The organism is Cellulomonas sp. H30R-01 (assembly GCF_010119915.1).
Lineage (GTDB): Bacteria > Actinomycetota > Actinomycetes > Actinomycetales > Cellulomonadaceae > Cellulomonas > Cellulomonas algicola.
Genome location: NZ_CP048210.1, coordinates 3,380,545 through 3,406,081, shown reverse-complemented (window position 1 = coordinate 3,406,081; position 25,537 = coordinate 3,380,545). Strand labels below are relative to the sequence as shown.

24 protein-coding genes, 2 tRNA genes and 1 pseudogene are annotated in these 25,537 nt (G+C 76.4%); 20 read left to right on the top strand and 7 right to left on the bottom strand.

Going from position 1 to position 25,537, the window contains the following annotated elements; genetic code table 11:
* Positions 1-92: 92 nt before the first annotated feature.
* The 9 genes from GXP71_RS20420 (at position 93) to GXP71_RS15190 (ending at position 7,277) form a co-directional block, all read left to right on the top strand.
* Complete coding sequence (locus GXP71_RS20420; protein WP_238402440.1) at positions 93-1,133, top strand: PIN domain-containing protein; 1,041 nt, start codon at positions 93-95, stop codon at positions 1,131-1,133.
* Between the two features lie 98 nt (positions 1,134-1,231).
* A tRNA-Ser gene (locus tag GXP71_RS15225) sits at positions 1,232-1,323 on the top strand.
* A gap of 71 nt (positions 1,324-1,394) precedes the next feature.
* Positions 1,395-2,834: a DUF2252 domain-containing protein gene (locus tag GXP71_RS15220; RefSeq protein ID WP_162353335.1), complete on the top strand. Its 1,440-nt coding sequence runs from the start codon at positions 1,395-1,397 to the stop codon at positions 2,832-2,834.
* 178 nt (positions 2,835-3,012) lie between these two features.
* Positions 3,013-4,065 (top strand): hypothetical protein, encoded by a 1,053-nt coding sequence (locus tag GXP71_RS15215; protein WP_162353334.1) that lies wholly within the window; start codon positions 3,013-3,015, stop codon positions 4,063-4,065.
* A 5-nt stretch (positions 4,066-4,070) separates the two neighbouring features.
* On the top strand, positions 4,071-4,823 hold the full coding sequence (locus GXP71_RS15210; RefSeq protein ID WP_162353333.1) for a hypothetical protein: 753 nt from the start codon (positions 4,071-4,073) through the stop codon (positions 4,821-4,823).
* 89 nt (positions 4,824-4,912) lie between these two features.
* Positions 4,913-5,239, top strand: a complete 327-nt coding sequence (locus tag GXP71_RS15205; protein WP_162353332.1) for a helix-turn-helix domain-containing protein — start codon at positions 4,913-4,915, stop codon at positions 5,237-5,239.
* The gene (locus GXP71_RS15200) at positions 5,236-5,724 is read left to right on the top strand and encodes an SRPBCC domain-containing protein (protein WP_162353331.1); all 489 of its coding nucleotides are present in this window, start codon (positions 5,236-5,238) and stop codon (positions 5,722-5,724) included. The genes GXP71_RS15205 and GXP71_RS15200 overlap by 4 nt, the downstream gene beginning before the upstream one ends.
* 130 nt (positions 5,725-5,854) lie before the next feature.
* The gene (locus GXP71_RS15195; protein WP_162353330.1) at positions 5,855-6,316 is read left to right on the top strand and encodes a hypothetical protein; all 462 of its coding nucleotides are present in this window, start codon (positions 5,855-5,857) and stop codon (positions 6,314-6,316) included.
* Positions 6,317-6,407: 91 nt separating this feature from the next.
* On the top strand, positions 6,408-7,277 hold the full coding sequence (locus GXP71_RS15190) for a DMT family transporter (protein WP_162353329.1): 870 nt from the start codon (positions 6,408-6,410) through the stop codon (positions 7,275-7,277).
* Between the two features lie 102 nt (positions 7,278-7,379).
* Here GXP71_RS15190 and GXP71_RS15185 read toward each other — a convergent pair whose 3' ends face one another.
* From GXP71_RS15185 to GXP71_RS15170, 4 genes are all read right to left on the bottom strand, one after another.
* Positions 7,380-8,177, bottom strand: coding sequence for a glycosyltransferase family 2 protein (locus GXP71_RS15185; protein WP_162353328.1), 798 nt, complete (start codon positions 8,175-8,177; stop codon positions 7,380-7,382).
* Positions 8,174-9,643: a bifunctional PIG-L family deacetylase/class I SAM-dependent methyltransferase gene (locus GXP71_RS15180; protein WP_162353327.1), complete on the bottom strand. Its 1,470-nt coding sequence runs from the start codon at positions 9,641-9,643 to the stop codon at positions 8,174-8,176. Before GXP71_RS15180 ends, GXP71_RS15185 begins: the two co-directional genes overlap by 4 nt.
* On the bottom strand, positions 9,637-10,641 hold the full coding sequence (locus GXP71_RS15175) for an acyl-CoA dehydrogenase (protein ID WP_238402439.1): 1,005 nt from the start codon (positions 10,639-10,641) through the stop codon (positions 9,637-9,639). Before GXP71_RS15175 ends, GXP71_RS15180 begins: the two co-directional genes overlap by 7 nt.
* Positions 10,642-10,882: 241 nt before the next feature.
* A complete protein-coding gene (locus GXP71_RS15170) occupies positions 10,883-11,932 on the bottom strand; it encodes an alpha/beta hydrolase (protein WP_162353326.1) in 1,050 nt (349 codons plus the stop codon).
* A gap of 151 nt (positions 11,933-12,083) precedes the next feature.
* Between GXP71_RS15170 and GXP71_RS15165 the strand changes: the two genes are divergently transcribed.
* Positions 12,084-13,628 carry an RNB domain-containing ribonuclease gene (locus GXP71_RS15165; RefSeq protein ID WP_162353325.1) on the top strand — a complete coding sequence of 515 codons (1,545 nt, stop codon included), beginning with the start codon at positions 12,084-12,086 and terminating at the stop codon, positions 13,626-13,628.
* Between the two features lie 3 nt (positions 13,629-13,631).
* Positions 13,632-14,699: a hypothetical protein gene (locus GXP71_RS15160; RefSeq protein ID WP_162353324.1), complete on the top strand. Its 1,068-nt coding sequence runs from the start codon at positions 13,632-13,634 to the stop codon at positions 14,697-14,699.
* A gap of 104 nt (positions 14,700-14,803) precedes the next feature.
* Here the strand turns inward: GXP71_RS15160 and GXP71_RS15155 are convergent, their stop codons facing one another.
* The gene (locus tag GXP71_RS15155; RefSeq protein WP_162353323.1) at positions 14,804-15,502 is read right to left on the bottom strand and encodes a GPP34 family phosphoprotein; all 699 of its coding nucleotides are present in this window, start codon (positions 15,500-15,502) and stop codon (positions 14,804-14,806) included.
* 51 nt (positions 15,503-15,553) lie between these two features.
* Between GXP71_RS15155 and GXP71_RS15150 the strand changes: the two genes are divergently transcribed.
* The 3 genes and pseudogenes from GXP71_RS15150 to GXP71_RS15145 all read left to right on the top strand — a co-directional run bounded on the left by GXP71_RS15150 (position 15,554) and on the right by GXP71_RS15145 (position 18,320).
* Entirely contained in the window at positions 15,554-16,132 is a 579-nt protein-coding gene (locus tag GXP71_RS15150) for a YdeI family protein (protein ID WP_162353322.1), read from the top strand.
* Between the two features lie 10 nt (positions 16,133-16,142).
* A pseudogene (locus GXP71_RS20680) lies at positions 16,143-16,823 on the top strand (rhomboid-like protein); the annotation flags it as partial.
* Positions 16,824-17,039: 216 nt separating this feature from the next.
* The gene (locus tag GXP71_RS15145; protein WP_124341966.1) at positions 17,040-18,320 is read left to right on the top strand and encodes a threonine/serine exporter ThrE family protein; all 1,281 of its coding nucleotides are present in this window, start codon (positions 17,040-17,042) and stop codon (positions 18,318-18,320) included.
* A 127-nt stretch (positions 18,321-18,447) separates the two neighbouring features.
* Here GXP71_RS15145 and GXP71_RS15140 read toward each other — a convergent pair whose 3' ends face one another.
* A complete protein-coding gene (locus tag GXP71_RS15140) occupies positions 18,448-19,503 on the bottom strand; it encodes an HNH endonuclease family protein (RefSeq protein ID WP_162353321.1) in 1,056 nt (351 codons plus the stop codon).
* Between the two features lie 120 nt (positions 19,504-19,623).
* On the opposite strand from GXP71_RS15140, the gene GXP71_RS15135 reads away from it, so the two are divergent.
* Positions 19,624-19,712: transfer RNA gene (locus tag GXP71_RS15135), tRNA-Ser, on the top strand.
* A 163-nt stretch (positions 19,713-19,875) separates the two neighbouring features.
* Here GXP71_RS15135 and GXP71_RS15130 read toward each other — a convergent pair.
* Positions 19,876-20,748 (bottom strand): aldo/keto reductase, encoded by an 873-nt coding sequence (locus GXP71_RS15130; RefSeq protein ID WP_162353320.1) that lies wholly within the window; start codon positions 20,746-20,748, stop codon positions 19,876-19,878.
* A gap of 169 nt (positions 20,749-20,917) precedes the next feature.
* On the opposite strand from GXP71_RS15130, the gene GXP71_RS15125 reads away from it, so the two are divergent.
* The 5 genes from GXP71_RS15125 to GXP71_RS15105 all read left to right on the top strand — a co-directional run bounded on the left by GXP71_RS15125 (position 20,918) and on the right by GXP71_RS15105 (position 25,484).
* Positions 20,918-21,628, top strand: coding sequence for a hypothetical protein (locus GXP71_RS15125; protein ID WP_162353319.1), 711 nt, complete (start codon positions 20,918-20,920; stop codon positions 21,626-21,628).
* Positions 21,625-22,257, top strand: coding sequence for a PQQ-binding-like beta-propeller repeat protein (locus tag GXP71_RS15120; protein ID WP_162353318.1), 633 nt, complete (start codon positions 21,625-21,627; stop codon positions 22,255-22,257). The genes GXP71_RS15125 and GXP71_RS15120 overlap by 4 nt, the downstream gene beginning before the upstream one ends.
* Positions 22,258-22,317: 60 nt before the next feature.
* Positions 22,318-22,902 carry a hypothetical protein gene (locus GXP71_RS15115; protein ID WP_162353317.1) on the top strand — a complete coding sequence of 195 codons (585 nt, stop codon included), beginning with the start codon at positions 22,318-22,320 and terminating at the stop codon, positions 22,900-22,902.
* A gap of 183 nt (positions 22,903-23,085) precedes the next feature.
* The gene (locus tag GXP71_RS15110; RefSeq protein WP_162354385.1) at positions 23,086-24,477 is read left to right on the top strand and encodes a hemolysin family protein; all 1,392 of its coding nucleotides are present in this window, start codon (positions 23,086-23,088) and stop codon (positions 24,475-24,477) included.
* Positions 24,474-25,484 (top strand): hemolysin family protein, encoded by a 1,011-nt coding sequence (locus GXP71_RS15105; protein WP_162353316.1) that lies wholly within the window; start codon positions 24,474-24,476, stop codon positions 25,482-25,484. The genes GXP71_RS15110 and GXP71_RS15105 overlap by 4 nt, the downstream gene beginning before the upstream one ends.
* Positions 25,485-25,537 lie beyond the last annotated feature (53 nt).

Genomic DNA, 25,537 nt, shown 5'->3' with positions numbered 1-25,537 from the left:
CGCGTCCGGCCCTCGTGACCGTTGCGACCGTCGCCTCGACGACGGTCCCGTCGACGGCGGGGGTCCCGGACGCGGTGCGGGATCATGGAGGGGTGCCGTCGGTCGTCCCCCCGCAACCGCCCGAGCGCCGTCCGGTGCTCGGGCGCGCGGTGCTGCTCGACGGTCGCGCCGCGGAACGCTCGCGTGACGCCGTGGTCCGGGTCTCCGCCCTGCCGCAGCCGCGCACACCGGGCGACGACGGCACGACCGTCCGCCCCGTGCCGTGGGCGCCGACCGCGACACCGACGCCCGTCCGCGGCGCCCCGCACCCGTTCGGGCCGGTGCAGCCGCCCGGCAACCCGCCCACCGACGACCCGGCCGTCCGCGACCCGGCCCCCGACGACCCGGCCCCCGACGACCCGGCCGTCGGCGACCCGGCAGCCGACGACCCGGCCGTCGGCGACCCGGCAGCCGACGACCCGGCAACCCACGAACCTGCCGTCGACGACCCGTCCCTCGACGACCCGTCCCTCGACGACCCGTCCCTCGACGACCCGTCCCTCGACGACCCGTCCCTCGACGGCGTGGCGCTCGGCCGACCGGCGGCCGGCGAGCCGACGGCCGACCTGCGCACCACCGCCGGCGCGGACGCGGCCGACCACGCGTCGGCCGGACCGTCGGCCCAGCCCGAGCCGGTGCCGTGGTCGCTGGTCGCCCGTCGCGCGCGTCCGCGGGTCTACGTCGACGGGTCGGCGCTCAGCCGGTACCTCGCCGGCGCGCCGTCGCGTGACGCGTGGCTCGCGTGGGTCGCCGACCACGAGGACCGGCTCGTCACGACGTTCCTGGGCGTGAGCGAGCTGCGCCGCGTCGCACGCCCTCGCGGGGTCGAGGCGCACGGAGTCGCGCACGACGTGACGGACCGCGTCGAGGTGGTGCGGTTCTCGGACCAGTCGCTGCACGCGGCCGCCCGCGTCGCGGCGGTGCTGCCGTCGTTCGTCGCGCTGCACGTGGGGGCGGCGGTCGCGCACGCGCAGGTGGGGGCGGTCGCGACGTACGACGTCCAGCTCGCGCAGGTGGCCGTGCTGCACGGGCTCGAGGTCGTCAGCCCGGGGTGGCCGGCCGGCTGGTGGGAGCGCGCGCGGGCGTCGTCGTGACCGTCGCGCCGGCCCGGAACGGGGGTCGGCGCACGGAGCCGCTGTGGGAGGATCGTCCCCAGCGCGCGGGCCTCGAGCAGGCGGACCCAGCAGCGTCGGGAGGGCTGTCTGAGCGGCCGAAAGAGACGGTCTTGAAAACCGTTGGGGCGGGACACCCCCGTCCTCGTGGGTTCGAATCCCACGCCCTCCGCCCCACCCCGACGTCGGGGTCACCCGTCGGGGACGAGGATGCGCCGCGGCGTGCGGGCCTACCGTCGACGGATGACGGAGGAACGAGGGCTGGAAGCCGGGCGCCGTCGGGCGGAGCGTGCCGCGCCCCCCTCGGCGGAGCGTGTCGCCCGGGCTGCGGAAGGGCGCGCCGCGCGCAAGCGGGTGCCCCGCTCGGCGCTCGCGGAGGTCGCGGGGCGCGGTGGGCGGCCGGGCGCGCTGGACCTGCTGGAGGCGCAGGCGACGACGCGGCTGCCCGACCTGGTGCCGGTGCGGTACGGGCGGATGGCGGAGTCGTCGTTCGCGTACCTGCGGGGGTCGGCGGTCGTGATGGCGGCGGACCTGGGCGCGTCGGCGGACTCGGGGCTCGGGGTGCAGCTGTGCGGCGACGCGCACGTCGCGAACTTCGGCACGTACGGGTCGCCCGAGCGCAACCTCGTGTTCGACCTCAACGACTTCGACGAGACGCATCCCGGGCCGTTCGAGTGGGACGTGAAGCGCCTGCTCGCGAGTCTCGAGGTGGTCGCGCGCACGCTCGAGGTCGGGCGGCGGCGTCGGCGGGAGATCGTCGTGAGCGCGGCGCGGGCGTACCGCGAGGCGGTGCGGGACTTCGCGGGGCAGACGGCGCTGGCGGTCTGGTACGCGCGGATCGACCTGGGCGACCTGGTCGGCGCGGTGCCGCAGGACGAGCGCATGGTGCGGCGGGCGCGGACGGCGCTCGACAAGGCGCGACGGCGCGACCACCTGCAGGCGGCGGCGCGGCTCACGCGCGTGGAGGGTGACGAGCGGCGGTTCGTGGCGGACCCGCCGCTGGTGTCGACGCTCGAGGACGTGCTGCCGGCGGACGCCGCACCCGTGTTCCGGCGCGGCATCGCGGACCTGCTGGTCGACTACCGCGCGTCGCTCGCGCCGGACCGGCGGCGGCTCGCGGAGCGGTACCGCGTGGTGGACATGGCGCGGAAGGTCGTGGGGGTGGGCAGCGTCGGGACGCGTGCGTTCGTCGTGCTGCTGCAGGGCGTGGACTCCGACGACGTGCTGGTGCTGCAGGCGAAGGAGGCGCAGGCCTCGGTCCTGGAGCCGCACGTCGGACGGAGCGGGTACGCGCAGCAGGGCCAGCGGGTCGTCGAGGGCCAGCGGCTCATGCAGGCGGTGAGCGACGTGATGCTCGGGTGGCAGCGGTCGGCGGGCCCGGACGGGGTCGCGCGCGACTACTACGTGCGGCAGCTGCGGGACTGGAAGGGCGGGCTCGACATGACCGGCGCGCGACCGGCGGGGCTCGAGGTCTACGGACGGCTGTGCGCGTGGACCCTCGCGCGGGCGCACGCGCGGTCGGGGGACGCGATCGCGATCGGCGCGTACCTGGGCGGGTCGTCGGCGGCCGACGAGGCGCTCGCGGACTTCGCGGCGTCGTACGCGGACCGCACGGAGGCGGACCACGCGGAGCTCGAGGAGGCGGTCGACGACGGGCGGCTGCCTGTGGTCCGCGGCGTCTGACACCCGCGCGACGCCTGGACGCCCGGACGACGGGACGCCTGGACGACGGGACGCCTGGACGACGGGACGAGAGGGCGCCTCGACGGCGGGGCGCCGGGTGGCAGAGGGTCGACCTTGTCGGGTCCAGACGCCGGGTCTAGTGTCGAAAATCGGACACCTCACCCGAGGGGGCGCTGCGATGAGGGGCCGTCAGACCGTGCGAGCGCACCGCGACACGGAGCTCCGCGACGAGCGGGTGTCGTGGGTGGGGCGCGGTCATGACGGCGGGGTCGCGTCGCGGCGTCACCGGGACGACCCCGCGCTCGTCGACCTGCAGCGCCGGGCGGGCAACCGGGCCGTCGGGGCGTACGTGGAGCGCATGTCGGCGCGCGGGCTGCCCGTGGACGTTCCCGTCGCACGCGGGCTGCGGGCGGCGGAGTCGGTCGTCCTCCTGCCCGACCAGCCGGCCGTCGAGGCAGGCAGCGACCGGGTCTTCGAGGCGTCGGGGCTCGCGTCCCCCGTCGAGGTGCCGGCGACGTCGCTCGCCGCCGGCGAGGGGTTCGAGGCGCTCGCAACGGCGCCGACCGCGACGGCGATCGCGACGGTGCAGAACGGCGGCAGCGCCCCGAACCCGATGCGGCTCGGGCTGACGACGGCCCCGACGGGCTTCAAGGCGCCGAAGTTCGACTTCGGGACGAAGGCGGTGCCGGGCGGTGCCGGACCGGCGACGTACACGTGCTCGCCGACGTGGCTGCAGCACATGGACGAGGGCACGAACATCTGCCAGTTCGTCGGTGCGGGCACCCACAAGACGACCGGTCAGCAGGGCGGGAAGGACGTGTTCTTCGAGCTCAGCGCGGCGATCGCGGCGCGCAACAGCCAGGCGGAGGCGGAGCACGCGGACGACATCAAGCACGCGCGGGACATCTCCCTCACGGAGGCGGAGCAGGTGCTGACCGACCACGTGATCGGCAAGACGTTCCCGCCGATGGCATCGGCCGCCGAGGCGGAGAAGAAGGTGCTCGACGAGATCACCGCGAAGCTCACGCACGCCGGGCTCGGCAACGACCAGACGAAGTGGGCCGGGATCTACGACACGCTCTTCATGAAGACGGGGATCCGGGACCGCAACGGCTGGCACTCGTTCGGCGCGGCGGGCACGCGGACCACGCCGGCCGGGATCGTGATCACGATCGGCAACGGCTCGACGAGCATCGGCACGAAGTCGTCGGCCGACCTCATCACCTACTGACCGCCATGGGATCGATCGTCACCCCCGTCACGACGTTCGCGGACGAGCCGGCGGCGTGGCTCGACCACCTGGACCGGCGGACGCGGTCGACGGTCGGGGCACGCTGCGCGCGGGCGGACCTCGTGGCGCTCGGTCAGGGGCGCGGGGGCGACCTGGAGGTGTCGACGGTCCTGCTCGGCGACGCCCGTCGCGCGTCGGACGGCGTCGTGGCGCTGCCGCCGCCGTCGCGGGACTTCGACGGGTCGCAGGCGCTGGCCCCGTCGGTGCTGGAGCGTGAGCGTGCGCTCGTGTTCGCGGTCGTCCGGGACGACGGCCCGCCGGTCCCGATCGACGGGCCGGGCGCGGTCGTGGGCGAGGAGACGAGCGCCGACCTGGAGCGGCAGGTCGCGGCCGTGCGCTGGTACGCGGCGCTGCCGACCGGCGACGCACGCGAGGCGGCGCTGCTGGCGGCGGCCGGGGACGGCGACCCGGCGGTCGTGTCGAGCGCGCTGCGGGCCCTCGCGGACGAGGGGCGGACGTCGGCGGTCGACGCGCTCGAGGCGCTCGCCACCGCGGCGGACGCGCCGCCGGTGCGCGGGTCGCTCGCGGCGACGGCGCTGTGGGTCCTGGGGGCGCGCGACCGGGCGCAGCGGGTGCTCGACGAGGTGGTGGACCGCACGGGTCGTGACCGCTTCCGGCGGCTGTGGGGCGTGCGGGAGGTCGACGGCGACGGGGCGCTGCTGATCGCGCCGGACCCGCAGCACGTCGCGTTCGCCTGAGCCGCGGCCGCCCCGCCCGCACGTCCGCCCGTCCTCTCCCTTGCCGCGCCGGCCGTGCGCGCGTAACGTACAACCACATGGTTGTAGGAATGGACACCGCGCACGTCGACCGGGTCTTCGCGGCCCTGGCCGACCGGACCCGCCGGGACATCGTCCGGCGCGTCCTGCACGAGCAGGAGTCCGTGTCCGCGCTGGCCCGGCGGTACGACATGAGCTTCGCCGCCGTCCAGAAGCACGTCGCCGTGCTCGAGCGCGCCGCGCTCGTCACCAAGACCACGCAGGGCCGCGAGCGGCTCGTGCGCGGCAACGTCGAGGCGATCCGGGCAGCCGCCCGGCTCCTCGACGTCTACGAGGAGATCTGGCGCGGACGCATCGACCGCATCCACGCCCTGCTGGACGAAGGAGAGGACGCATGACCGTCGTCGAGAGCCACAAGGACCCGCAGGCGCTGACCCTGACCATCAAGGCCGAGTTCACGGCCACGCCCGACAAGGTGTGGCAGGTCTGGTCGGACCCGCGCAAGCTCGAGCGGTGGTGGGGGCCGCCGACCTGGCCCGCCACGTTCACGTCGCACGACTTCGTGCCCGGCGGCCGCGCGCAGTACTACATGACCGGCCCCGAGGGGGAGAAGGCCCACGGCTGGTGGGAGTTCGTCACGATCGACGCCCCGAACGCCCTCACGTTCGACGACGGGTTCGCGGACCAGTCCGGCGCGCCCCAGGACGACGGCCTCGTCACGCGCGCGGTCGTCAGGCTCGACGGCGCGTTCCCCGGCACGCTCATGACGATCACGTCGCAGTTCCCGTCGGCGCAGGCCATGGAGCAGATGGTGAGCATGGGCATGGAGGAGGGCATGGTGGGGGCGCTCGGCCAGGTCGACGCGATCCTCGCGGAGGACTGACCGGGACTCCTGCACGACGACGGGCCGTGGCGCGCGACGTGGGCGCCGCGGCCCTCGTCACGCCCGCGCCCGGCCGCGCACCGGGGACGCACGGCGAGCGCGGCGCGCCGACGCCACCGACGATGGGGCGATGAGCGACGCCACCACCGACACCCGCACGCCCGACCGGCCCACCGACGACCACCTGCCGCCCCCCGGGGTCAGCGACGAGGTCGTCGAGGCCGTCGGCGGCGTGACCGCCGCGTTCGAGGTCATCGAGCACGCCCGCGGCATGCTGTACGCCTTCCACCGCCTCGTGGGCCGCGCGGACGCCGAGCTCGCCGAGGCGCTCGACCAGCTCGCCGAGGCGGGCCACCCCGACGTCGCGGACGAGCTCCGCGCCGAGGTCGTCGGGCGCAACGTGCTGGACGGGCGCTGGACGTTCCAGATCGTCGAGGAGTTCGACGACGGGTACTACCGGACGTTCGCCGACGCCGAGCGGCGCACGCGCGAACGGCTCATGGAGGGCCGCCGGCACGTCTACGAGGCGCAGCTGAAGGAGCGGAACCGGACGCACGGCCGACCCGGCCACGAGGCGCGCCCGGAGGTCTGAGGCACCCGCCGACCGTCGCCGACCGGGCCCGGTGGGCCCCTATGCTCGTGCACCGCGCGCGAGGCGTCAGCCCGCGGCGGGGAGGGGGACGATGAGCGCGGTCGCCGTCGTCCTCGTGCTCACGAGCTCGCTCGCGCACGCGGTCTGGAACCTGCTCGTCAAGCGCGTGCCCGGCGGCGGCCCGGTGTTCGTGTGGGTCTACTCGGTCCTGTCCGTCGTGCTGCTCGTGCCCGTCGCCGCGACGGTCGTGGTCCGGGGCACCGGGCTCACGCTCGCCGTCGCCGGCGCGAGCGCCGTGTCCGCGGTCCTGCACATGGTCTACGCGCTCGCGCTCCAGTGGGCGTACGCGCACGCCGACATGAACGTCGCCTACCCCGTCGCGCGTGGCGTCGGGCCCCTCGTCGTCGTCGCGGTCGCGGTCGTCGCGCTGCACCAGAGACTCACGTGGCTCGCGGTCGCGGGGGTCGTCGCGATCCTCGTCGGCGTCGCCGTCGTCGCGCGCGGCGGCGCCGGTCCAGCGGGAGCGACGACCGGCTCGGGTGCCCCGTACGGCGTCCTCGTGGGCGTGACGATCGCCGGGTACACGCTGTGGGACGACCACGCGATCAACGTCGTCGGGGCCGACCCGCTCGTGTACTACGTCGGCACCGCGGTGCTGCAGTGCCTCGTCCTCACCGCCCTGTGCTGGCGGCGCCGCGCGCAGGGCGTGGCCGTGCTGCGCACCAGCTGGCGGACCGCGGCCGCCGTCGCGGTGCTCGTCCCGCTGTCCTACGTCCTCGTGCTCGTCGCGATGCAGGACGCACCCGTCGCGCTCGTCGCGACACTGCGCTGCACGAGCATCGTGTTCGGCAGCCTCGCCGGCTGGCTGCTGCTCGGCGAGCGCTCGGGCCCGCACCGGCTCGCGGGCGCGGCCGTCGTGCTCGCCGGCGTCGGTGCGCTGGTCGCCCCGGGCGCCGTGTGACGCGACGCGGCGACGGGCGGGTCCGCCCGGTCCTGCGACGCACGGCGTGCTCCACCCGTCGCGACGTGCGCGTCGTCCGGCCCGCGACGCCGAGCGGTGCGCTCAGTCGGCCGCGACGAGCAGCGTCGCCGGCTCGGTGACCCGGCTCGTCGCGGGGACGTCGGCACCGACGGGGTCGAGCACCGGCTCGTGGACGTCGGCGCCCGTGGACGCCGCCCGGGGGAAGCGCGACGTGAGGTAGCCCGCGTAGCCGCCCGGCGACCGGCCCTCGCGCCGGCCCGAGGTCAGCACGTCGACCACGTCCGACGCGACGATCCGCGCCCCCGCCGCGTGCAGCGCCGCGACGAGCCCGACGTCCTCGTGCTCCCGCCGCGGCGCGAAACCCCCCGCGGCGACGTACGCGCTCGCCCGGACACCGAGGTTCGCGCCGTGCACATGGCCGTTCGGCCGCCCGGGCACGCGCGTGCCCTGCCACTGCACGACCTCGTCCGCCAGCAGGTCGCGCGGGTCTGGGCGGACCGTCCCGACGACCACGTCGGCGCCCGCGTCGGCGAGGCGCACGTGGTCGGTCAGCCAGCCTTCGGGGACTTCCGAGTCGGCGTCGGTGCACGCGACCCACACGTCGGCCAGGTCGCCGCGGACCTGGCCGAGCGCCGCGCGCACCCCGGCCGCACGAGCCCGCCCGACGTTGCCGCCGCGCGTCACGACCGTGCGGACGGCCGGGAAGCACGCGACGACGTCCGCGGTGCCGTCGACGCAGCCGTCGAGCACGACGACGACGTCGACGGTCACGTCCGACGGGAGCCGGCGTGCGGCCGCCGACACGGACGCGAGGCACCGCCCGACGAGGTCCTCCTCGTCGCGTGCCGGGATGACGACCGCGACGTGCCGGACGCTCATACGAGCCCCGTCCGTCGGGCCACGGACCGCGGGTCGGCGGCGAGCACGTCGAGCACGAAGTCAGCCTCCTCGTGACGGACCAGCGGGGAGAGGTCGAGGGCGTGCCGCAGCACGCGGTGGACCTCGTCGCCGGTCAGGGGGTAGTCGGCGACGGGGTGCCGCCAGTGCACGGCCACGACCGTGCCGCCCGGTGCCAGCGACGCGCGCAGCGCGCGGGCCGTGCGGAGCAGGTCGGCACGGGACAGGTAGTAACCGACCTCGGACAGCACGACGAGGTCCCACGGGCCGTCGGGCACGCGCGCGGCGACGTCGCCGACCTCGACGCGCACGTGCGCGGCGGACGCGACGCGCTCGCGGGCGCGGGCGACGGCGGCGGGTGCGACGTCGACGGCGAGCAGCTCGTCGCCGCGCGTCGCGAGGTCCGCGGTCAGCACGCCGATCGAGCAGCCGACCTCGAGCACCCGGCCGTAGCGGGCGTCGGGCAGGGCCGCGAGGGTCACGGCACGCTTGCGCTCCTCGTACCAGCGGTCCTCGAAGCCCCACGGGTCGTCGCGGCGCGCGTACGTCGCGTCGAAGTAGCGCTGCCCCAGCGTCGTCGCGGACGCGTCGTCGACGACGAGCACGTCGACGTCGCGGTCGAGCGCGGCGACCAGGTCGGGCGACACGACGGCCGCGTCGCGCGGGTCGTCGGACGACGGGTGCACCTGCGAACGGTGCGCCGCGACGGCCCGGTGCCGCCGGACGACGGACCCGTCGGCGAGGTCGACGACCCGCAGCCGCTCCCACGGCACGCGCGCGTCGTCGGGCGTCGCCCACTGCCACATCCACAGCGGGTACTCGACGAGCCGCGCCCCGGTCTCGTGCGCGAGCGCGGCGCCGATCTCGCCCGCGACCCGGTGGTCGCGATGGCCGTCGCCGCGCCACGGGACGACGAGCGTGTCCACCGGCGCCGTGCCGAGCAGGCGGCGCAGGTCGGCCTCGGCGGCGGCCCGCACCTCGCGCAGGCCGCCGTCGGGGTGGCCCAGCAGCGTCACGGGCGACGCCGGGGACAGGACCGCGACCGCCGCACGCACCTCGTCGGCGCGGCGGGCGACGAGGTCCGCGGGGCTCAGGGTCGGGGAACCGGGGTGCGACGCGGCGCCGTCCGTCAGGACGACGACCTCCGGCGGGTTGCCGCGCGCCGCGAGCTCCGCGACCAGCCCGCCGACCGCGAGCGACTCGTCGTCGGGGTGCGCGGCGACCACGACCGTCCGGCCCGCCGGGAGGGCGAGCGCGGGCAGGTCGGCCCACCGGGCGTCGGCGGCCCAGGCGTCGCGGGAGGCTGCCGGGGCGTCCCGGCCCTCGAACACGACCCGCCCGGCCGCCGCACCCGCGGAGGCGTCGCGGTCGTCCACGCTGGTCCGCTCACCCGCACCCGCGCCCGGGGCGTCGCCCGTCGTCGGGGCGCTCGCGTCGCGGGTCACCACGGTGCCTCGCCGCTCGCGGCGAGCGCGGCGCCGAGGGACGCGTCGTCCCGCTCGGCGTGGTGCTGCCGCACGTAGACCTGCAGGTCGGCGTTGCGCTTGGCGTGCTCGGGCTCGAGCGCGAGCGGCGCGGGGCCGAGCGCGTGCCCGACCCGCGTCAGGACGTCCTCGCACACGCGCGCGACGGTCCCGCGCACGCGCTTGGCGAGCAGGCGGCCCGCCTCGGCGTCGAGCGTCCCGGCGTCGACCAGGGCCGCGGCCTCGGCGAGCGCGCGTCGTGCCGACTGCAGCCCTTCGTCGACCGCGCCGAGGTGCGCGTGGAGGAGCGCGGCGTCCTTCCCCCGGACGCCGTCGTGGAGGCGTCGTGCGAGCCCGACCGCACCGCCGTACCAGCACGCGGCGACGCCGACCCCGCCCCACCAGAAACCGGGTCGCGTGAGGTACCAGCCGGGTGCGCCGACGGGCTCGGCGGGGACGTCGTCGAACCGGACGGACGTGCTGGGGATCTCGACGAGCCCGCGCGCGGCCCACGGCTCGTCGCCGCACGTGACCCCCGCGCCGCGCAGTGCGACCGCGAACAGCCCCCGCCCGCCGTCGGGCAGGTGGGCCGTCACGAGCGCCGCGTCGAGCCGGTCGGCGAGGGAGCACCACGGCTTGACGCCGTGCAGCCGCCAGCCGTCGTCGCCCTCGACCGCGTCGAGCCGGACGCCCGGACCTTCGGCCGCGTACACGCCCCACGTCGCGTCGTCGCCCGCCACCGTGGGTCGCACCCCGGCCTGGCCGAGGATCGCCCGGGCGTCGAGGTGCGGCTCCACGGCCCGCGCGACGGCGAGGTCGGACGCGGCCAGCGTCGCGAGCAGCTCCCAGAGCCGCGCGGTGGCGCCGGCTCCCGGGACGAGGTCGTCGGACCACGTGCGCACGGCGGCGAGCGCGTCGTCGACGGTCCGGGGGACGTCGACGTCGCCGCGCTCCCGCACGCGCGGGACGGGGTCGAGGTGCACGGGGATCGTCGGACGGCCCTCCGGTTCGCGTGGCTGCAACGGGGCGAGTGGCGACGTGATCGTGCGGTGCGGTGGCCGCGCCTGCAACCGGAGCGAGCGATGTCGCCCGTGCGGACGCGCCCGGCGGGGTCGGCCGATGGGCGCCTCGTCGTGGCTCGCGTCGGCGCCCGGCGGCCTCCCGGGACGGTCGTCGGAGCCCGGCGGGCGCTCGCCCGGGGACGCGGGGCGTCGGTCGGGGTCGTCAGGCGGTGCAGCGGCGCACGAACCGCACGATGCGGTCGAGCGCGGCGTCGGCGTCGGCGCTGCCGGGCTCGAACTGGTACTCGTGCGGCAGCGCGGGCGTGTGGTCGTCGGGGAAGAACAGGGTCTCGACGTCGACGCCGTGGTCCTGCAGCGTCGCCGTGAGCGCGAGCGACTGGCCCCGCAGCGGGTCGGCGTTGCCGACGGTGACGAACGTCGACGGGAAGGCCGCGGTCACGTGCCGCCCCACGGACATCGACGACAGGAACGCCTCGTCGTCGAGGAAGCGCCGGTTGCCGCTGTACGCCCAGCCGCACGCGCGCAGGACGTCCCGCAGCGGGGACCGCGGATCGAGCCGGGCGAGGTCGAACACGCCGCAGCACAGCACGACGCCGCGCAGCTGGGCCGGGTCCACGGTCGGCTCGACGCCGAGGGTGCGCGCATAGGACGGCGCCGTCGTGAGCGTCGCGACCTGGGCGCTGATCTGCGCGCCCGCCGAGTCGCCCGCGAGCACCAGGCGCGACGGTTCCACGTGGAACCGTGCGGCGTGCTCCTGCACGTGCCGCAGCGCCGCGGCGACCTGCCGGACGGGCGTGGGGTAACGCGCCTCGGGTGCGCGCGTGTACCGCGGGGCGACGACGGTGACGCCGTGGCTCGCGAGCAGCCGGAACCAGCCGCGCAGCTCGTCCTTCGTGCCGCCGACGAACGCGCCGCCGTGCGTCCAGACGACGGTCGCGAGCGGCCCGGCCGCGTCGGCGGGGTGGAACACGTCGAGGACGTCGTCGGCGCCGGGCCCGTACGGCTCGTCGAGGACCGCGGTGACGCCGGCCGGTGCCTGCGCGTCGAGCCGGGCGGTGCGGTCGACGACGCCGCGCGCGAACTGCCGACGCACCAGCAGGACCGTCGGGCGGGGGCTCACCAGGAGCGACGCGCGGAGCAGCCCGAGCGCGGCGCGCCCGGCGAACCCGCGCAGGCCCGCCGGGCGTGCGGCGGAGACCGGCGTGCGGCTCGTGCCGGTGTCCCCGGTCGTGGCCTCGTGCGGCACGGTCATGGCGGGCAGCCTAGGGCGGCCACCACCTGTCGGGACACCCCGTCGGGACACCGCGCCGCGGCACCGCGTCGGTCGGGCGGCCCACGGTCGTCGTCGCAGGTCACCGCCCGACGGCGCTGCGGGAGCGGCGGGACCGTCCTACGCTCGCGAGGTGCCCCGACGCCGCGTCCACCTCGCCCCGCCGCCGGCCGTCGCACGCTCCGCCGACGCCGTCGACGCGGACGTCGAGCGCGGCCTCGCCGACCTGCGGGACCAGCTCGACGTCCCCGCCGCGTTCCCCGCGGACGTCGTCGCGGAGGCGGAGTCCGCCGCGACCGCCGGGGCGCCGGCCGACCTGCCCGACGCGACGGGCGTGCCGTTCGTCACGATCGACCCGCCGGGCTCGCGCGACCTCGACCAGGCGGTCCACATCGAGCGGCGGGGCGACGGGTTCCGCGTGCGGTACGCGATCGCCGACGTCGCGACGTGGGTGCGTCCCGGGGGCGCCGTCGACACCGAGGCGCGCCGCCGCGTCGTCACCCTGTACGCGCCCGACGGCCGCACGCCGCTGCACCCGCCCGCGCTGTCGGAGGGGGCCGCGAGCCTGCTGCCCGACCAGGACGTGCCCGCGCTGCTGTGGACGATCGACCTCGACGCGGGCGGCGCCCCGACGGCCGTCGACGTGCGGCGGTCCCGGGTCCGCTCGCGCGCGCAGCTCACCTACGACGAGGTGCAGCAGGCGTACGACGCGGGGACCGCGGACGGGACCCTCGCACTGCTGCGGGACGTCGGCCGGCTCCGGCAGGACGCGGAACGCGCCCGCGGCGGGATCACGCTGCCGACGCCTGAGCAGGAGGTGCAGCGGGTCGACGGTCACTGGGCGCTCGTGAGCCGCTCGACGCTCGACGCCGAGGAGTGGAACGCGCAGATCTCGCTGCTCACCGGCCTGTGCGCCGCGCAGCTCATGCTCGACGGCCGCATCGGCGTCCTGCGCACGCTCCCGCCGGCCGACCCGCGGGACGTCGCCCGGCTGCGGCGCGCGGCGGACGCGCTCGACGTCCCGTGGCCCGAGGGCGCGCCCGTCGGCGACGTCGTCCGTGGCCTCGACGCGGCGATCCCCGCGCACGCCGCGCTGCTCACCGAGGCGACGACCCTGCTGCGCGGTGCGGCGTACGTCGCGTTCGACGGCGAGGTGCCCGAGCAGGAGCAGCACGCCGCGCTCGCGGCCCCGTACGCGCACACGACCGCGCCGTTGCGGCGGCTCGTCGACCGGTTCGTCGGCGAGACGTGCGTCGCGCTCGTGGCCGGGCAGGAGGTGCCGGACTGGGCGCGGTCCGCGCTGCCCGACCTGCCCGGGCTCATGGCGGGCGGCGACCGGCGGGCCAACGAGTACGAGCGCGGGTGCCTCGACCTGCTCGAGGCCGCGCTCCTGACCGGGCGCGTGGGAGACGTCTTCGACGGGGTCGTCGTCGACGCGCACGACGACCGCGCGTCGGGTGTCGTGCAGCTGCGCGACCCCGTGGTGCGGGCGCGCGTCGAGGGCACCGACCTGCCCGTCGGGCAGCACGTGCGGGTGCGGCTCACCGAGGTGTCGGCGGCGCGACGGGCCGTCCGGTTCGCGCTCGACGGGCAGCCGGCCGCACGCGCGTCCGCGCCCGGGGCGACCGTGCACCCGGCGGGCACGCCCGAGCAGCCCTCGCGCGCCGCGGAGGGCTGACCCGTGGACCTGGACGACGTCGCCGACGACCTCTACGGCGCGCCGCCGGACCAGTTCGTGGCCCGTCGCGACGCCGCTGCCAAGGAGGCTCGTGCGGCGGGGGACCGGGACCTGGCCGCCGACATCACGGCGCTGCGCAAGCCGACGGTCGCGGCGTGGCTCGTCAACGCGCTGCTGCGCGACGTCCCGGGGCTCGCGGAGCAGCTCGTCGCCCTCGGCGACAGCCTGCGGGAGGCCGAGCGCTCGCTCGACGGCGCAGGCATGCGCGACCTGTCGCGGCAGCGTCGTGCGCTCGTGACCTCGCTGGTGGGCCGCGCGAAGGCGCTCGGGAGGCAGGCCGGGCACAAGGTCGGCGACGCGGTCGCGCAGGAGGTCGACGCGACGCTCACCGCCGCGCTCGCCGACCCCGGGATCGCGCGCGACGTGACGTCGGGTCGCCTCACGGCCGGGCGGGAGTTCGTGGGGTTCGGTGGGATCGCGTCGGGCGAGCCGACCGACGCGCCGTCCCGCGCGTCGCGGGCGCCGTCGGCACGCGCGACCGACGCCGACGACGGCGGCGCCGCCGCGAAGACGAGCGCCCCGCGCAGCCGCGCGCACCTGCGCGTCGTCGAGCCACCCGAGCCTGACCCCGAGCCGGAGCCGCGCGAGACCGCTGCCGACCGCCGCCGTCGGCGCGAGCGCGAGGACGCGGTGGCGAACGCCCGGCGCGCGCGGGAGGAGGCCGCCGACGCGTCGCGCACCGCCCGGGAGCAGCTCGACGACGCGACCCGTGAGCGTGACGAGCAACAGCAGGCCGCGGCGGACGCCGAGCAGGCGGCCACCGACGCGCGGCAGGAGGTCGACGACCTCAACGCCGCGCTCGTCGACCTGCGGCACCGGCTCGCCGCGGCGCAGAAGGCGTCGACCCGCGCCGACGAGGCCGAGACCCGCGCGACGTCGACGCTGCACGCGCGGGAGAAGGAGGTCACGTCCGCGCAGCGGGACCTGCGGCACGCGGAGCGCGCCGAGGCGGACGCGACGCGGGCGGTCGAGCGGGCCGAGGAGGCGCTCGCGGACCTCGACGGCGCCTGACGGCGGTCAGCCGGTGGGTCGACGCCCGACGGCGGACCGCCCAGCGTCGTCGGCGCGGGTCAGCTGCTCGTCGTCGCGATCACCGACGCGGTCGTCGTCGCGGGTCAGCTGCTCGTCGTCGCGATCACCGACGCGGTCGTCGCCGCGGCCACCGCCGCGGTCACCGCCTCCGCCGCGGCGATGGCGCGACGTACGGCCTCGCCGCCGACCTGCCCCTCGGCGACCGCCGCGGCGCGCCGCCGGACCTCGCCGCGGGACAGCCCGAGGTCGCCCACGACGTCCGGCACCCGGCCGACCGCGTGGACGACGGCGACGAGCGTCGCGTCGCGCGCGTCGGGCGCGCGCGACCCCGCCACCACGTCGCGGACCCGGGTGCGCAGCGCGGCGCTCGGCCCGGCCGGCTCGACGGCGGGCCAGCGGGTCGTCCAGGTGACGCCGAGCGCCCGCACGGGCTCCGCGCGCAGCACGCCCGAGGCGCCGAGCCGGTCGTGCAGCGCGTCCCGCAGCCCCTTCGCGAGGCGCGGCAGCACCTCCTGCGGCTTGCGTGGCCGCGCGTCGAGCGCGAGCCGGTGCAGCGCCTCGTCGAGGACGGGGTCGCCGGTCGCGGGCACCGGTCGCACCGCGACGCGCCCGGGGGCGACGAGCGGGTGGCCCGGTCCGGCGATGTCGACGTGGCCCGACAGGACGAGCTCGACGAGCACCGCACCGGCCGCCGCGAGGCCCACCCGCTCGCCCGACGTGAGGGCCCGCCCGGTGACCGGGTCGGTGAGCAGCAGCAACGTCTCCTCGGCCAGCAGCAGCATGCCGTCACCGTAGTCGCGCCGGTGTCGCACCGGGAGGGGACAATCGGGCCCATGACGGGTCAGGAGGACGCGCCGCAGCTGCACGTCGAGACGGTCGAGGAGTGGCGGGACTGGCTGCTCGCGCACCACGCGACGGAGACGGGCGTGTGGCTCGTGTCGTGGCGCCGGTCCACGGGCCGGCCGTCCGTCCCGTACGAGGCCGCGGTCGAGGAGGCGCTCACGGTCGGCTGGATCGACGCGACGCAGCGGTCCCTCGACGACGAGCGGACCGCGCAGTGGTTCGCGCGCCGCAAGCCGGGGTCCGGGTGGGCGCGCACCAACAAGGAGCGGCTGGTCCGGCTCGAGGCCGAGGGGCGGATGCTCCTCGCGGGCACGGCCGTCGTCGACGCCGCGAAGGCCGACGGGTCGTGGACGCTGCTCGACGACGTCGAGGCGCTCGTCGTCCCGCCCGACCTCGCCGCCGCGTTCGACGCGCACCCCGGCGCGCGCGCGACGTGGGACGCGTACCCACGCTCGGTGAAGCGGCTGCACCTGGTGTGGCTGGTCGACGCGAAGCGCCCTGCGACCCGCGCGGCGCGCGTCGAGGAGATCGCCGTGAAGGCCGCGGCCGGCGAGCGCGCCCGGTCGTGACCGGCCGGCCATGACACGCGACGGCGGCGGTGCGGCCGACGGTCCGGCGCCGCCGGGCGCCGCCGGCGTGCCGTCCCGCGGCGCCGGCACGCCGACTCCGCGCGCACCCCGCGGCGCCGGCACGCCGACTCCGCGCGCACCCCGCGGATCGTGGCGCGACGTCGCCCGGGCGGTGCTGCGGGACGTCGGGCGGACCGTCGGCCGGTCGGACGTCGCGCTGGTCTACGGCGGTCTCGTCACGCTCGGTGCGCTCGTCATGGCGTTCCTGTCCGACGCGATCGTCGACGCGATCACCGCGCACGCGAGCGGCAACCTCGACAACATGCGTGCGCGCCCGGTCGAGTCGCTCGTCCTGAGCGGCCTCGTGCTGCCGCACCCGTCGAACCTGGTGCTCGTGGTGGGGCTCGTCGTCGCGGTCGCGTACACGCAGCGGTGGCTGGGCCGGGTGGCGACGCTCCTCGTGATCGTCGCGGGCCAGGTGGTCCCGTCGCTGGTGGTGGGGGCGGTGCTCACGACGGGCATCGCGCGCGGGTGGCTGTCGCCCGCGCTCGCCGACGCCGACGACGTCGGGGTGAGCTACGTGGTCGCGTGCGTGACGGGCGTGCTGGTCGCGCGCGTGCCGCAGCGGTGGCGGTGGTGGTACCTGGTCCTGCTGGTCGGGGTGTGGGTGCTGCCCGGCGTGTGGCAGCGGACGTTCACGGACGTCGGCCACGCGAGCGCGCTCGCCGTCGGCCTGGCCGTGGCGTTCGTCGTGAGCCGTGGCGTCGACGCGGCGGCGAGCCCGGACGGATGGGACCCGCGGCGGACCCACCGCCGGTCGCACGGTGACGAGCGGCACACGCCCACGACCCCGACCGGGACGACGGTCCCGGGCGACCGGGGGCCCCTGACCGGCCATGATGGCCTCGTGCCCACGGAACCCGACGACGACGAGCTCGAGCTCATCCGCCGCTCGGGCGTCGCGCTGCGCGTCGGCCGGCTGAGCCTGTCGGCGGGCACCGGGTCATACCGCGTCAAGGCGTCGATGGCCCGCATGGCCCGCGCGCTCGGGATCGACCGGCACGAGGCGCACGTGACGCTCACCGAGATCACGGCGACGTCGCACCGGGGCCGGTCGTTCCGCACCGAGGTCACCGAGGTGCGGTCCGTCGGCATCAACGCCGACCGGCTGTCGCGGCTCGAGGCGCTCGTGTCCCGCCTGGAGGACCGCAAGCTGCGCGACGGCGTCGAGACGACCGTCGAGGAGGCCACCGCCGCGCTCGACGACATCGCCGCCCGCGCGCCCCTCTACCCGGCGCTGCTCAACGCGCTGTGGTCCGGGATCGCGTGCGCGGCCTTCGCGTTCCTCAACAACGGCGGCCCGGTCGAGGTGATCGGGGTCTTCGTCGGGGCGTCGCTCGGACAGGCGCTGCGACGGGCGCTCCTGCACCGCGGCTACAACCAGTTCGGCGTGACGATGCTCGCGGCCGCGCTCGGTGCGTTCACGTACCTGGGGTTCGTCACCGTGCTGCACGGGGTCGGCGCGATCGGCGTGCGGCACGAGGCCGGGTACGTCTCCGCGGTCCTGTTCCTCATCCCCGGGTTCGCCCTGGTCACGGGTGCGCTGGACCTCGCGAAGCTCGACTTCTCGGCCGGTGTCGCGCGGCTCGTCTACGCGCTCATGATCCTCACGTCGGCCGCGCTCGCGGTCTGGGGCGTGTCGAGCATCGTCGGTCTCCAGCCCGACCCGCCGCCCCCGCTCGGACTCGACAGCGGCCTGCTGCTCGCGCTGCGGTTCGTCGCGTCGTTCCTCGGCGTGCTCGGGTTCGCGCTCATGTTCAACAGCCCGTGGCGCATGGCGGTGGGTGCCGCGACCGTCGGCATGGTCGCCAACGTCGTCCGGCTCGAGCTCGTCGACGCGGGCGTCGTCGTGCAGGCCGCCGCCGCGCTCGTCGCGCTCCTGGTCGGGCTGCTCGCGGCCGTCGTCGCACCGCGGCTGGGCGTCCCGCGCATCACGATCTCCGTGCCCGCCGTCGTGATCATGGTCCCCGGCGTCACCGCCTACCGCGCCGTCTTCCACCTGTCCGACGGGCAGACGACGTCCGCGCTCGCGTACGGCGTGCAGGCCGCGCTGGTCGTCGTCGCCCTGTCGATCGGCCTCGCCGTCGCGCGCATGCTCACCGACCGCGTGTGGGCCTTCGAGCGCTGACCCGCGCACGGCCGGTCGCGCGGGCCGCCGGTGCCCGGCAGGCGCCCTCGAGCCGGATGCCGTCGGTGTCCGCGCACCGGGGAGCCACGCGTCGTCAGCGCGCGGCGGGGACGGTCGAGCCGCGTCGTCAGGGCGCGCCGGGCAGCCGCTCGCACGCGACGCCGTTGTCGTCCCCGTCGAGCTCCGCGACGTCGCCGAAGTGGGGCAGGTACGTCTCGAACCATGCCTGCGCCTCGGACCACGTCGCGAAGTCCCCGCAGTTCACCGCGTTGCCCGGGTTCGCCGGGACGCCGCCGCCGGGCGCCGGAGCGGGGACGGGGGCCGGGTCGACGGGCGCCGGGTCGACGGGCGCCGGGGCCACGCGCTCGGGCGGCAGCGTCGACCCCGCGGGCAGCGGCTCGTCCGGGCACGACGCGAGCACTCCCGCGATCGCGTCCCGCTCGGCGGCCGTGACCCACAAGCCGTACGCGTACTTCACGGCCACCTGGCGCGCGACGTACGCGCACCGGTAGGCCGTGTTCGGCGGCAGCCACGTCGCCGCGTCGCCGTCGCCCTTCTGCGTGTTCAGCGGCCCCGAGACCGCGAGCAGGTTGAGCGGGTCGTTCCCGAGCCGCTGCCGGGCGGCGTCGTCGAGCCGCTGGGCGCCCTTCTGCCACGCGTCGGACAGCGCGACGACGTGGTCGATCTGCACGTCCGCCGACGTCGACTCCCCGCGCACGAACGGGATCGACGTGCCCGAGTACGGGTCCGCGAGCGTGCCCGACAGCACGACACAGTCCTGCGTCCCGGGCTTGAGCGTCACGGCCGTCAGGTCGCGCCGCAGCACGTCGTTGCGGGTGTCGCAGCCGTTGCCGTCGAGGTCGACGCCCCGGTACGCGAACAGGTCGCGGTCGTACCCGGTCTTCGGCGCGCGACCCTTGACCTCGAGCAGCCCGAGCGCGACGAGCGCCGACTGCCCGCGGGCCGCGTCGAGCGTCGCCGTCGTGTCGGTCGTCGGCGCGGACTCCGGTGCGGCGAGCCCGGCGGCCGCATCGGCGTGGAGCCCTTCGTCGTCCTCGACGGAGCCCGCCGCGGGACTGGTCGCGTCGAGCGGCCCGCAAGCCGCGGTCGCGGCGAGGAGGGCGGCGCCGAGCAGGGCGACGAGGGTCCGGCGTCGACCCCGGGTTCCGGAGGTGAGGCTCACGAGGAGGAGTATCGGCACAGCCACCGACACCCGTGAGCAGCGGTCCGACGGCCGGTCCCGGTGCTGGTCAGCGCACGCTTTGCCGCCCGGTCAGCACGGCAGGTACCCTGTGCTGCACTTGGAGACGTCGCATAGCCAGGTCTAGTGCGCGACCCTGCTAAGGTCGTGAAGGGGCAACCCTTCCGTGGGTTCAAATCCCACCGTCTCCGCTCGAGGCAGTGCTCGTCGCTGCCGTCAGCGGTCGTTCCGAACGCCCGTCCGGGTCTCTCCGGGCGGGCGTCGCTGTTCCCGGCGACGTGCCTGGCGACCGACCGGCACGTCGCCCGAGGTCGAGCGTCGTGCCGGTCGCGGTCGCCGGCTGGTGGTCGCGGGTCAGGCGCCCGCGGCGGACAGGCGCGCGACCTCGTCGGGCGTGAGGGTCAGTGCGGCCGCCTGCGCCGAGTCCCGGATCGACTCCGGCCGCGACGCCCCCGGGATGGGGATGACGACCGGTGCGAGCGCGAGCTCCCACGCGAGCGTCACCTGGAACGGCGAGACCCCGTGGTCGGCCGCGACGTCGAGGAACGCGGCGTACTCCGCGCCGAGCTCGCCGGACCGCGCGAGGGAGATGCCGCCGAGCGGGCTCCACGGCAGGAACGCGATGCCGAGCTCGGCGCACAGCTCGAGCTCGGGGAGCGACGAGCGGAAGCGGGGGGAGAACTGGTTCTGCACGCTGACCAGCCGACCGCCGAGGATGTCGTTCGCCTCCCGGATCTGCGCCGGGTCGGCGTTCGAGATCCCCGCCATCTGGATGACGCCCGCGTCGAGCAGGTCGCGGATCGCGCCGACGGAGTCGGCGTAGGGCACCGCGGGGTCGGGGCGGTGGAACTGGTACAGGCCGATCGCGTCGACACCGAGCCGCCGCGCGGACTCCTTCGCGGCCGACTTCAGGTAGTCCGGGTCGCCGTTCTTCGTCCACGAGCCGTCGCCGGGACGCAGGTGGCCGCCCTTGGTCGCGACCAGGACGTCCGACGTGTCGCCGCCCCAGGACCGCAGGGCGCGCGCGATGAGCTCCTCGTTGTGGCCGACCTCGTCCGCGTCGCGGTGGTAGGCGTCCGCCGTGTCGATCAGGGTCACGCCGGCGTCGAGCGCCGCGTGGATCGTGGCGACCGAGCGCGCCTCGTCGGGGCGGCCCTCGATCGACATCGGCATGCCGCCGAGCCCGATCGCGCTGACCTGGCGGTCGCCGATGCTGCGAGTCTGCATGGGTGCTGTCTTCCTCTGGTCCGACGTCGTGGTCGAGCGGGTCGCCCGGATCCCGAGCGTAGGTCGGCCCGGCCGCGACCGCCGGTCCGTCGACCGCCTCGGGTGTCCTTGCCACACGCAGCGGGCGGACGGACACTGACGGGATCCCGCTCGCTCGGAGGTGGTCGGCGTGCTCGACTCGTCCTCGTTCCCTGACGCCCTGCCGGTCCTGTCCGCCGGACGCCACCGGAACCCGCGCGACGGCGGCTGTGCCATGGAGTGGGCGAGCCTGCTCGCCGGTGAGCGGTGGAGCGACCACCCGGCGTGCACCGACCCGCTCCTCGCGCACCTGACCCGGTCGGTCAACGACCTGGTGGGCGACCGCGCCCGGGAGGCGCTCGCGCACCTCGTCCCGACGCTCGTGGGCCTGCGCGGCGACGACGCGACCTGGGCGCTGGAGGTCGCGTCCGTCTCCGTGCGCCACGCCGTGCGGCAGGCGCGCCCGGTCGACCGGCGTGACCTGGTCGTCGCCGTGCTCACGCTCGACCACCTGCTGGCGGCGTCCGACGCGCGACCGCCGACGCGCCGGCGACCCGCGACCACTGCGCTGCTCGCGACCGTGCCTCCGGGAGACGCCGCGTGGGCCGAGCGGTTCACGCGCGCGATGGGTGCGCCGCGGCGCGTCCGAGGGCTGACGCGCCGGGTCGTCGAGGTCTCGGTCGCCACGGTGGCCGCCGCGCCGGACGCGGACGACGCGCTCGTCGCGATGCTGTCCGACGCGGTCGGCACGTGCCAGGGGCTCGCGCGCCGCCCCGGACGGGACGCAGCCGCACCGGAGCCCGCGGCACCGGCCCGCCCCGCGGAGCCCACCGCGTCGACGCTCGTCACCCGGCGGGGTTGAGCAGCACCTTCGTCCAGCCGTCGTCGCGTGCGTGGACGATCGTCGACGACGGCACGCTCGGCGACGCCCTGCTGACGGGCACGGCCGCGTCGACCGTGGTGACGCGCACGCGCGGCGGTGAGACGGTGCCCGGTGACGAGCCCGACGGGAGCGTCGCGCGGCTGCGCGAGCCCGACGGCTCGGTCCGCTGGGAGGTGCCCGGGCTCGACGTGCGGACGGCCATGGCGGTGGACGGCCTGGTCGTGGCGCGCACGGAGGACGAGGTCGTCGCGGTGGACGCGCGCACGGGGCACGTCCGGTGGCGGGTCGCGGTGCCCAGCGAGGGCGGCTCGGTCTACCAGCTGCTCACCGACGGCCGCGTGATCCTCGCGTCGCGCGGCACCCAGCTCGACGCGCTCTCGTTCCAGGGCGACCGGCTGTGGTCGGTGCACGTCGAGCCGACGGGTGAGCGGCACGTCGTCGTGCTCGGACCGGCGCCCACGCCGGGACCGACCCCGGACCCGGCGGCCACGGAGGCGCTCGGGGGCGACGAGGTCACCTGGAACGCGTCGCCGGACGGCCGGCTCGTGCTCGGTGTCATGGACCTGCACGGCGACGGGCAGGATTACGTCGTCTTCGGGCACGGCTGACCGGGTGAACCGGGCGGAGCGATGGTGCCGCCGACGCCCGTGCGGTCCCAGGATCGTGCGGTGACCCACGACCCGCTCGCCCCCTCCGGCTGGTACCCCGACGGCGCCGCACCCGAGCTGCGCCCCGCGCCTGCACCGGGTCCGAGCGTGCCGGCGTCGACCTTCGGCCAGGTGCCGACGTCGACCTTCGGCGGCGCGCCGTCGACCTTCGGCCAGGCGTCGACCTTCGGCCAGGTGCCTGCGCGCCTGGGCGACTCGCTCAACCTCGCCGACACCGTCTCGCAGGGCGCGGCCTACCAGCTCAACCGGCTGGACGAGGCGCGGGCCGTGCGCCGCACCGCGTTCTGGTTCCTCGGGTTCGCGCTGGGGGTGCTGGCCCTGTCGGGTCTCGTGAGCGTCTGGATGCGGTCGGTCGTCAACACGTTCTCGGTCCTGCTCGTGCTGGCCGCGGTCGCGCTCGCGTCGCGTGCGGTGCGCGACTACCGGCGGGCGCTCTTCCGGGGCGCGCCCGCGCTGGGACCCGGGGGGTGGCTCGTGGTCGTCGTGGCGTTCCTGGTCGCGCTCGTGCCGGTCGTCGCCGGGCCCGTGGCCGCGGCGCGCGACCTGGAGCAGCGGCTCCAGGAGGAGAGCACCGCCGTCTACTGAGCACTGGTCGTCGCGCGTGCCGCACGTCCGTGGCGGGCGTCACGGCCGTGCGGCGGAACTCCCCGGGCTGCGGCATCGTTGAGCCGAGGCGAACGTTCCCTACCTGGAGAGAGATGGACGGCGGCTGTAGTCCCTACCCACCCCACCGACGACGACGACCGGTGAGGGTGGGTGAGCGCTGAGATGTGGGTGCTGTCCCTGCTCGTCGGCATGCTCGTGGTGCTCGCGATCACCGCGGCGACGGGCTGGTTCGTGGCGCAGGAGTTCGCGTACATGGCCGTGGACCGGTCGCGCCTCGGTGCGCGGACCGCGGCCGGCGACCCCGCCGCTCGTCGTGCGCTCGCGGTCACGAAGCGCACGTCGTTCATGCTGTCGGGCGCGCAGCTCGGCATCACCGTGACGGGCCTGCTCGTCGGGTACGTCGCGGAGCCCTTGATCGGTGAGTCGCTCGGCGAGGCCCTGGGCGGCGTCGGCATCCCCACCGGCGTCGGCATCGCGGTCGGCACCGTGCTGGCGCTCCTGTTCTCGACGCTCGTGCAGATGGTGTTCGGCGAGCTGTTCCCGAAGAACCTCGCGATCGCCCGCCCCGAGCCCGTCGCGATCGCGCTCGCCGCGTCGACCACGCTGTACCTGCGCGTCATGGGGTGGCTCATCCGGGTGTTCGACTCCGCGTCGAACGCGCTGCTGCGTGTGCTGCGCATCGAGCCCGTCCACGACGTCGAGCACTCCGCGACCGTCCGCGACCTCGAGCACATCGTCGCCGAGTCCGCGCAGTCCGGTGACCTGCCGACCGAGCTGTCCGTGCTGCTCGACCGCATCCTCGACTTCCCCGAGCGCGACGTGGAGCACGCGATGATCCCGCGCTCCCGCGTCGACGTCGTACGTCCCGACGACACCGTCGGTGACCTGCGCCTGCGCATGAGCACCGGCCACTCGCGCTACCCCGTGGTCTCCGACGACGAGGACGTCCTCGGTGTGGTGCACCTCCAGGACGTCCTGGCGACGACCGAGCCCGACGACGCCGCCGTCGCGACGCTGCTGCGCCCGCCCGTCCTCGTGCCCACGTCGATGGCCCTGCCCGACGCGCTGCGCGCGCTCACGGGCACCAACCAGCTCGCGTGCGTGCTCGACGAGTACGGCGGCCTCGCGGGCGTCGTCACCGTCGAGGACCTGGCCGAGGAGCTCGTCGGCGAGATCACGGACGAGCACGACCCGGTCACCGGGTCCGCGCCGGTCCTCGACGACGGCGCGTGGGTCATGCCGGGCGACGTGCACCTGGACGAGGTCGAGCGCGCGATCGGCCGCGACCTGCCGCGCGGCGACGTCGAGACCATCGCGGGCCTCGTCATCGAGGCGCACGGCGCCCTGCCGCCCGTCGGCACGAGCGTCCTGGTGCTGCTGCCCGCCGACCCGGCCGAGCTCGCGCACGCCGACCACGCGGAGGAGGTGTGGATGCGCGTCGACGTGCTCGAGGTCGACCGCCACGTCCCGGCGACCGTCCGCGTGACCGTGCCCGCCGAACCGCCGCCCACCGCCGCCGAGATCGCGGCCGCCACGTCGGAGGAGTCCCGATGAGCCCGCTCGTCGTCGCCGTCGTCACCGTCGCGCTCATCGCGCTGTCGGCGTTCTTCGTCGCGGTCGAGTTCGCGTCGCTCGCCGCCAAGCGCCACCGCCTGGAGGACGACGCCCCGACGAGCCGCTCGGCCCGCGCCGCGCTGCGCTCGTCCGGTGAGCTCACCGTCCTGCTCGCGGGTGCGCAGCTCGGCATCACCGCGTGCACCCTGGCGCTCGGCGCGATCACCAAGCCCGCCGTGCACCACTGGCTGACCCCGCTGTTCGAGTCGTGGGGCGTGGCCGCGTGGGTGTCGGACGTCGCGGGGTTCGTGCTCGCGCTCGTCGTCGTGACGTTCCTGCACCTCGTGGTCGGGGAGATGGCGCCGAAGTCCTGGGCCATCGCGCACCCCGAGTCGTCGGCGACGCTCCTCGCGCTGCCGATGCGCGGGTTCATGTGGCTCACGCGTCCGCTGCTGCGCGGGCTCAACGAGGCCGCGAACTGGTGCCTGCGTCGCGTGGGCGTGGAGCCGACCGACACGGTCGCGAGCGGGCAGAACCCGGACGACCTGCGGCACCTCGTCGAGCACTCGGCGAACGTCGGCGCGCTCGACGCGGCCTACTCCGCGCAGGTCACGGGCGCGCTGGACCTGCAGACGCTCACGGTCGGCGACCTCGCGCGCTCCGACCGCGACCCCACCGCCGTGCCGTCGGGCGCGAGCGCCGCGGACGTGCGCGCGGCGACCCGGGAGACCGGGCACCTGCGCGTGCTCGTCGGGGCGCGCGACGCCCTCACCGGCGTCGTGCACGTGCGCGACACCCTCGTGCGCGGCGACGACGAGCCCGTCGACGACCTCGTCCGGCCGGTGCTCACGCTCGACGCGGGGACGCCCGTCTACGAGGCGCTCGCGCAGATGCGCGAGGAGCGGCAGCACCTCGCCGTGCTGCGGGACGACGCGCGGTTCGCGGGCGTCGTGACGCTCGACGACCTCGTCGCGCGGCTGTTCCCGAGGCTCGCCGACGCGGTCTGACGGGTCGGCTCGGCGGTCGGTGCCATCGGTCGGCAGCCACGCCCGGGCCCGAC

Bases quoted from the DNA above. Each gene is read 5' to 3' on its own strand.
- GXP71_RS15220 (WP_162353335.1), top strand. From the start codon at position 1,395: ATGACGGAGGAACGAGGGCTGGAAGCCGGGCGCCGTCGGGCGGAGCGT.
- GXP71_RS15215 (WP_162353334.1), top strand. From the start codon at position 3,013: ATGAGGGGCCGTCAGACCGTGCGAGCGCACCGCGACACGGAGCTCCGC.
- GXP71_RS15210 (WP_162353333.1), top strand. From the start codon at position 4,071: ATGGGATCGATCGTCACCCCCGTCACGACGTTCGCGGACGAGCCGGCG.
- GXP71_RS15205 (WP_162353332.1), top strand. From the start codon at position 4,913: ATGGACACCGCGCACGTCGACCGGGTCTTCGCGGCCCTGGCCGACCGG.
- GXP71_RS15200 (WP_162353331.1), top strand. From the start codon at position 5,236: ATGACCGTCGTCGAGAGCCACAAGGACCCGCAGGCGCTGACCCTGACC.
- GXP71_RS15195 (WP_162353330.1), top strand. From the start codon at position 5,855: ATGAGCGACGCCACCACCGACACCCGCACGCCCGACCGGCCCACCGAC.
- GXP71_RS15190 (WP_162353329.1), top strand. From the start codon at position 6,408: ATGAGCGCGGTCGCCGTCGTCCTCGTGCTCACGAGCTCGCTCGCGCAC.
- GXP71_RS15185 (WP_162353328.1), bottom strand. From the start codon at position 8,177: ATGAGCGTCCGGCACGTCGCGGTCGTCATCCCGGCACGCGACGAGGAG.
- GXP71_RS15170 (WP_162353326.1), bottom strand. From the start codon at position 11,932: ATGACCGTGCCGCACGAGGCCACGACCGGGGACACCGGCACGAGCCGC.
- GXP71_RS15155 (WP_162353323.1), bottom strand. From the start codon at position 15,502: ATGCTGCTGCTGGCCGAGGAGACGTTGCTGCTGCTCACCGACCCGGTC.
- GXP71_RS15150 (WP_162353322.1), top strand. From the start codon at position 15,554: ATGACGGGTCAGGAGGACGCGCCGCAGCTGCACGTCGAGACGGTCGAG.
- GXP71_RS15130 (WP_162353320.1), bottom strand. From the start codon at position 20,748: ATGCAGACTCGCAGCATCGGCGACCGCCAGGTCAGCGCGATCGGGCTC.
- GXP71_RS15110 (WP_162354385.1), top strand. From the start codon at position 23,086: ATGTGGGTGCTGTCCCTGCTCGTCGGCATGCTCGTGGTGCTCGCGATC.
- GXP71_RS15105 (WP_162353316.1), top strand. From the start codon at position 24,474: ATGAGCCCGCTCGTCGTCGCCGTCGTCACCGTCGCGCTCATCGCGCTG.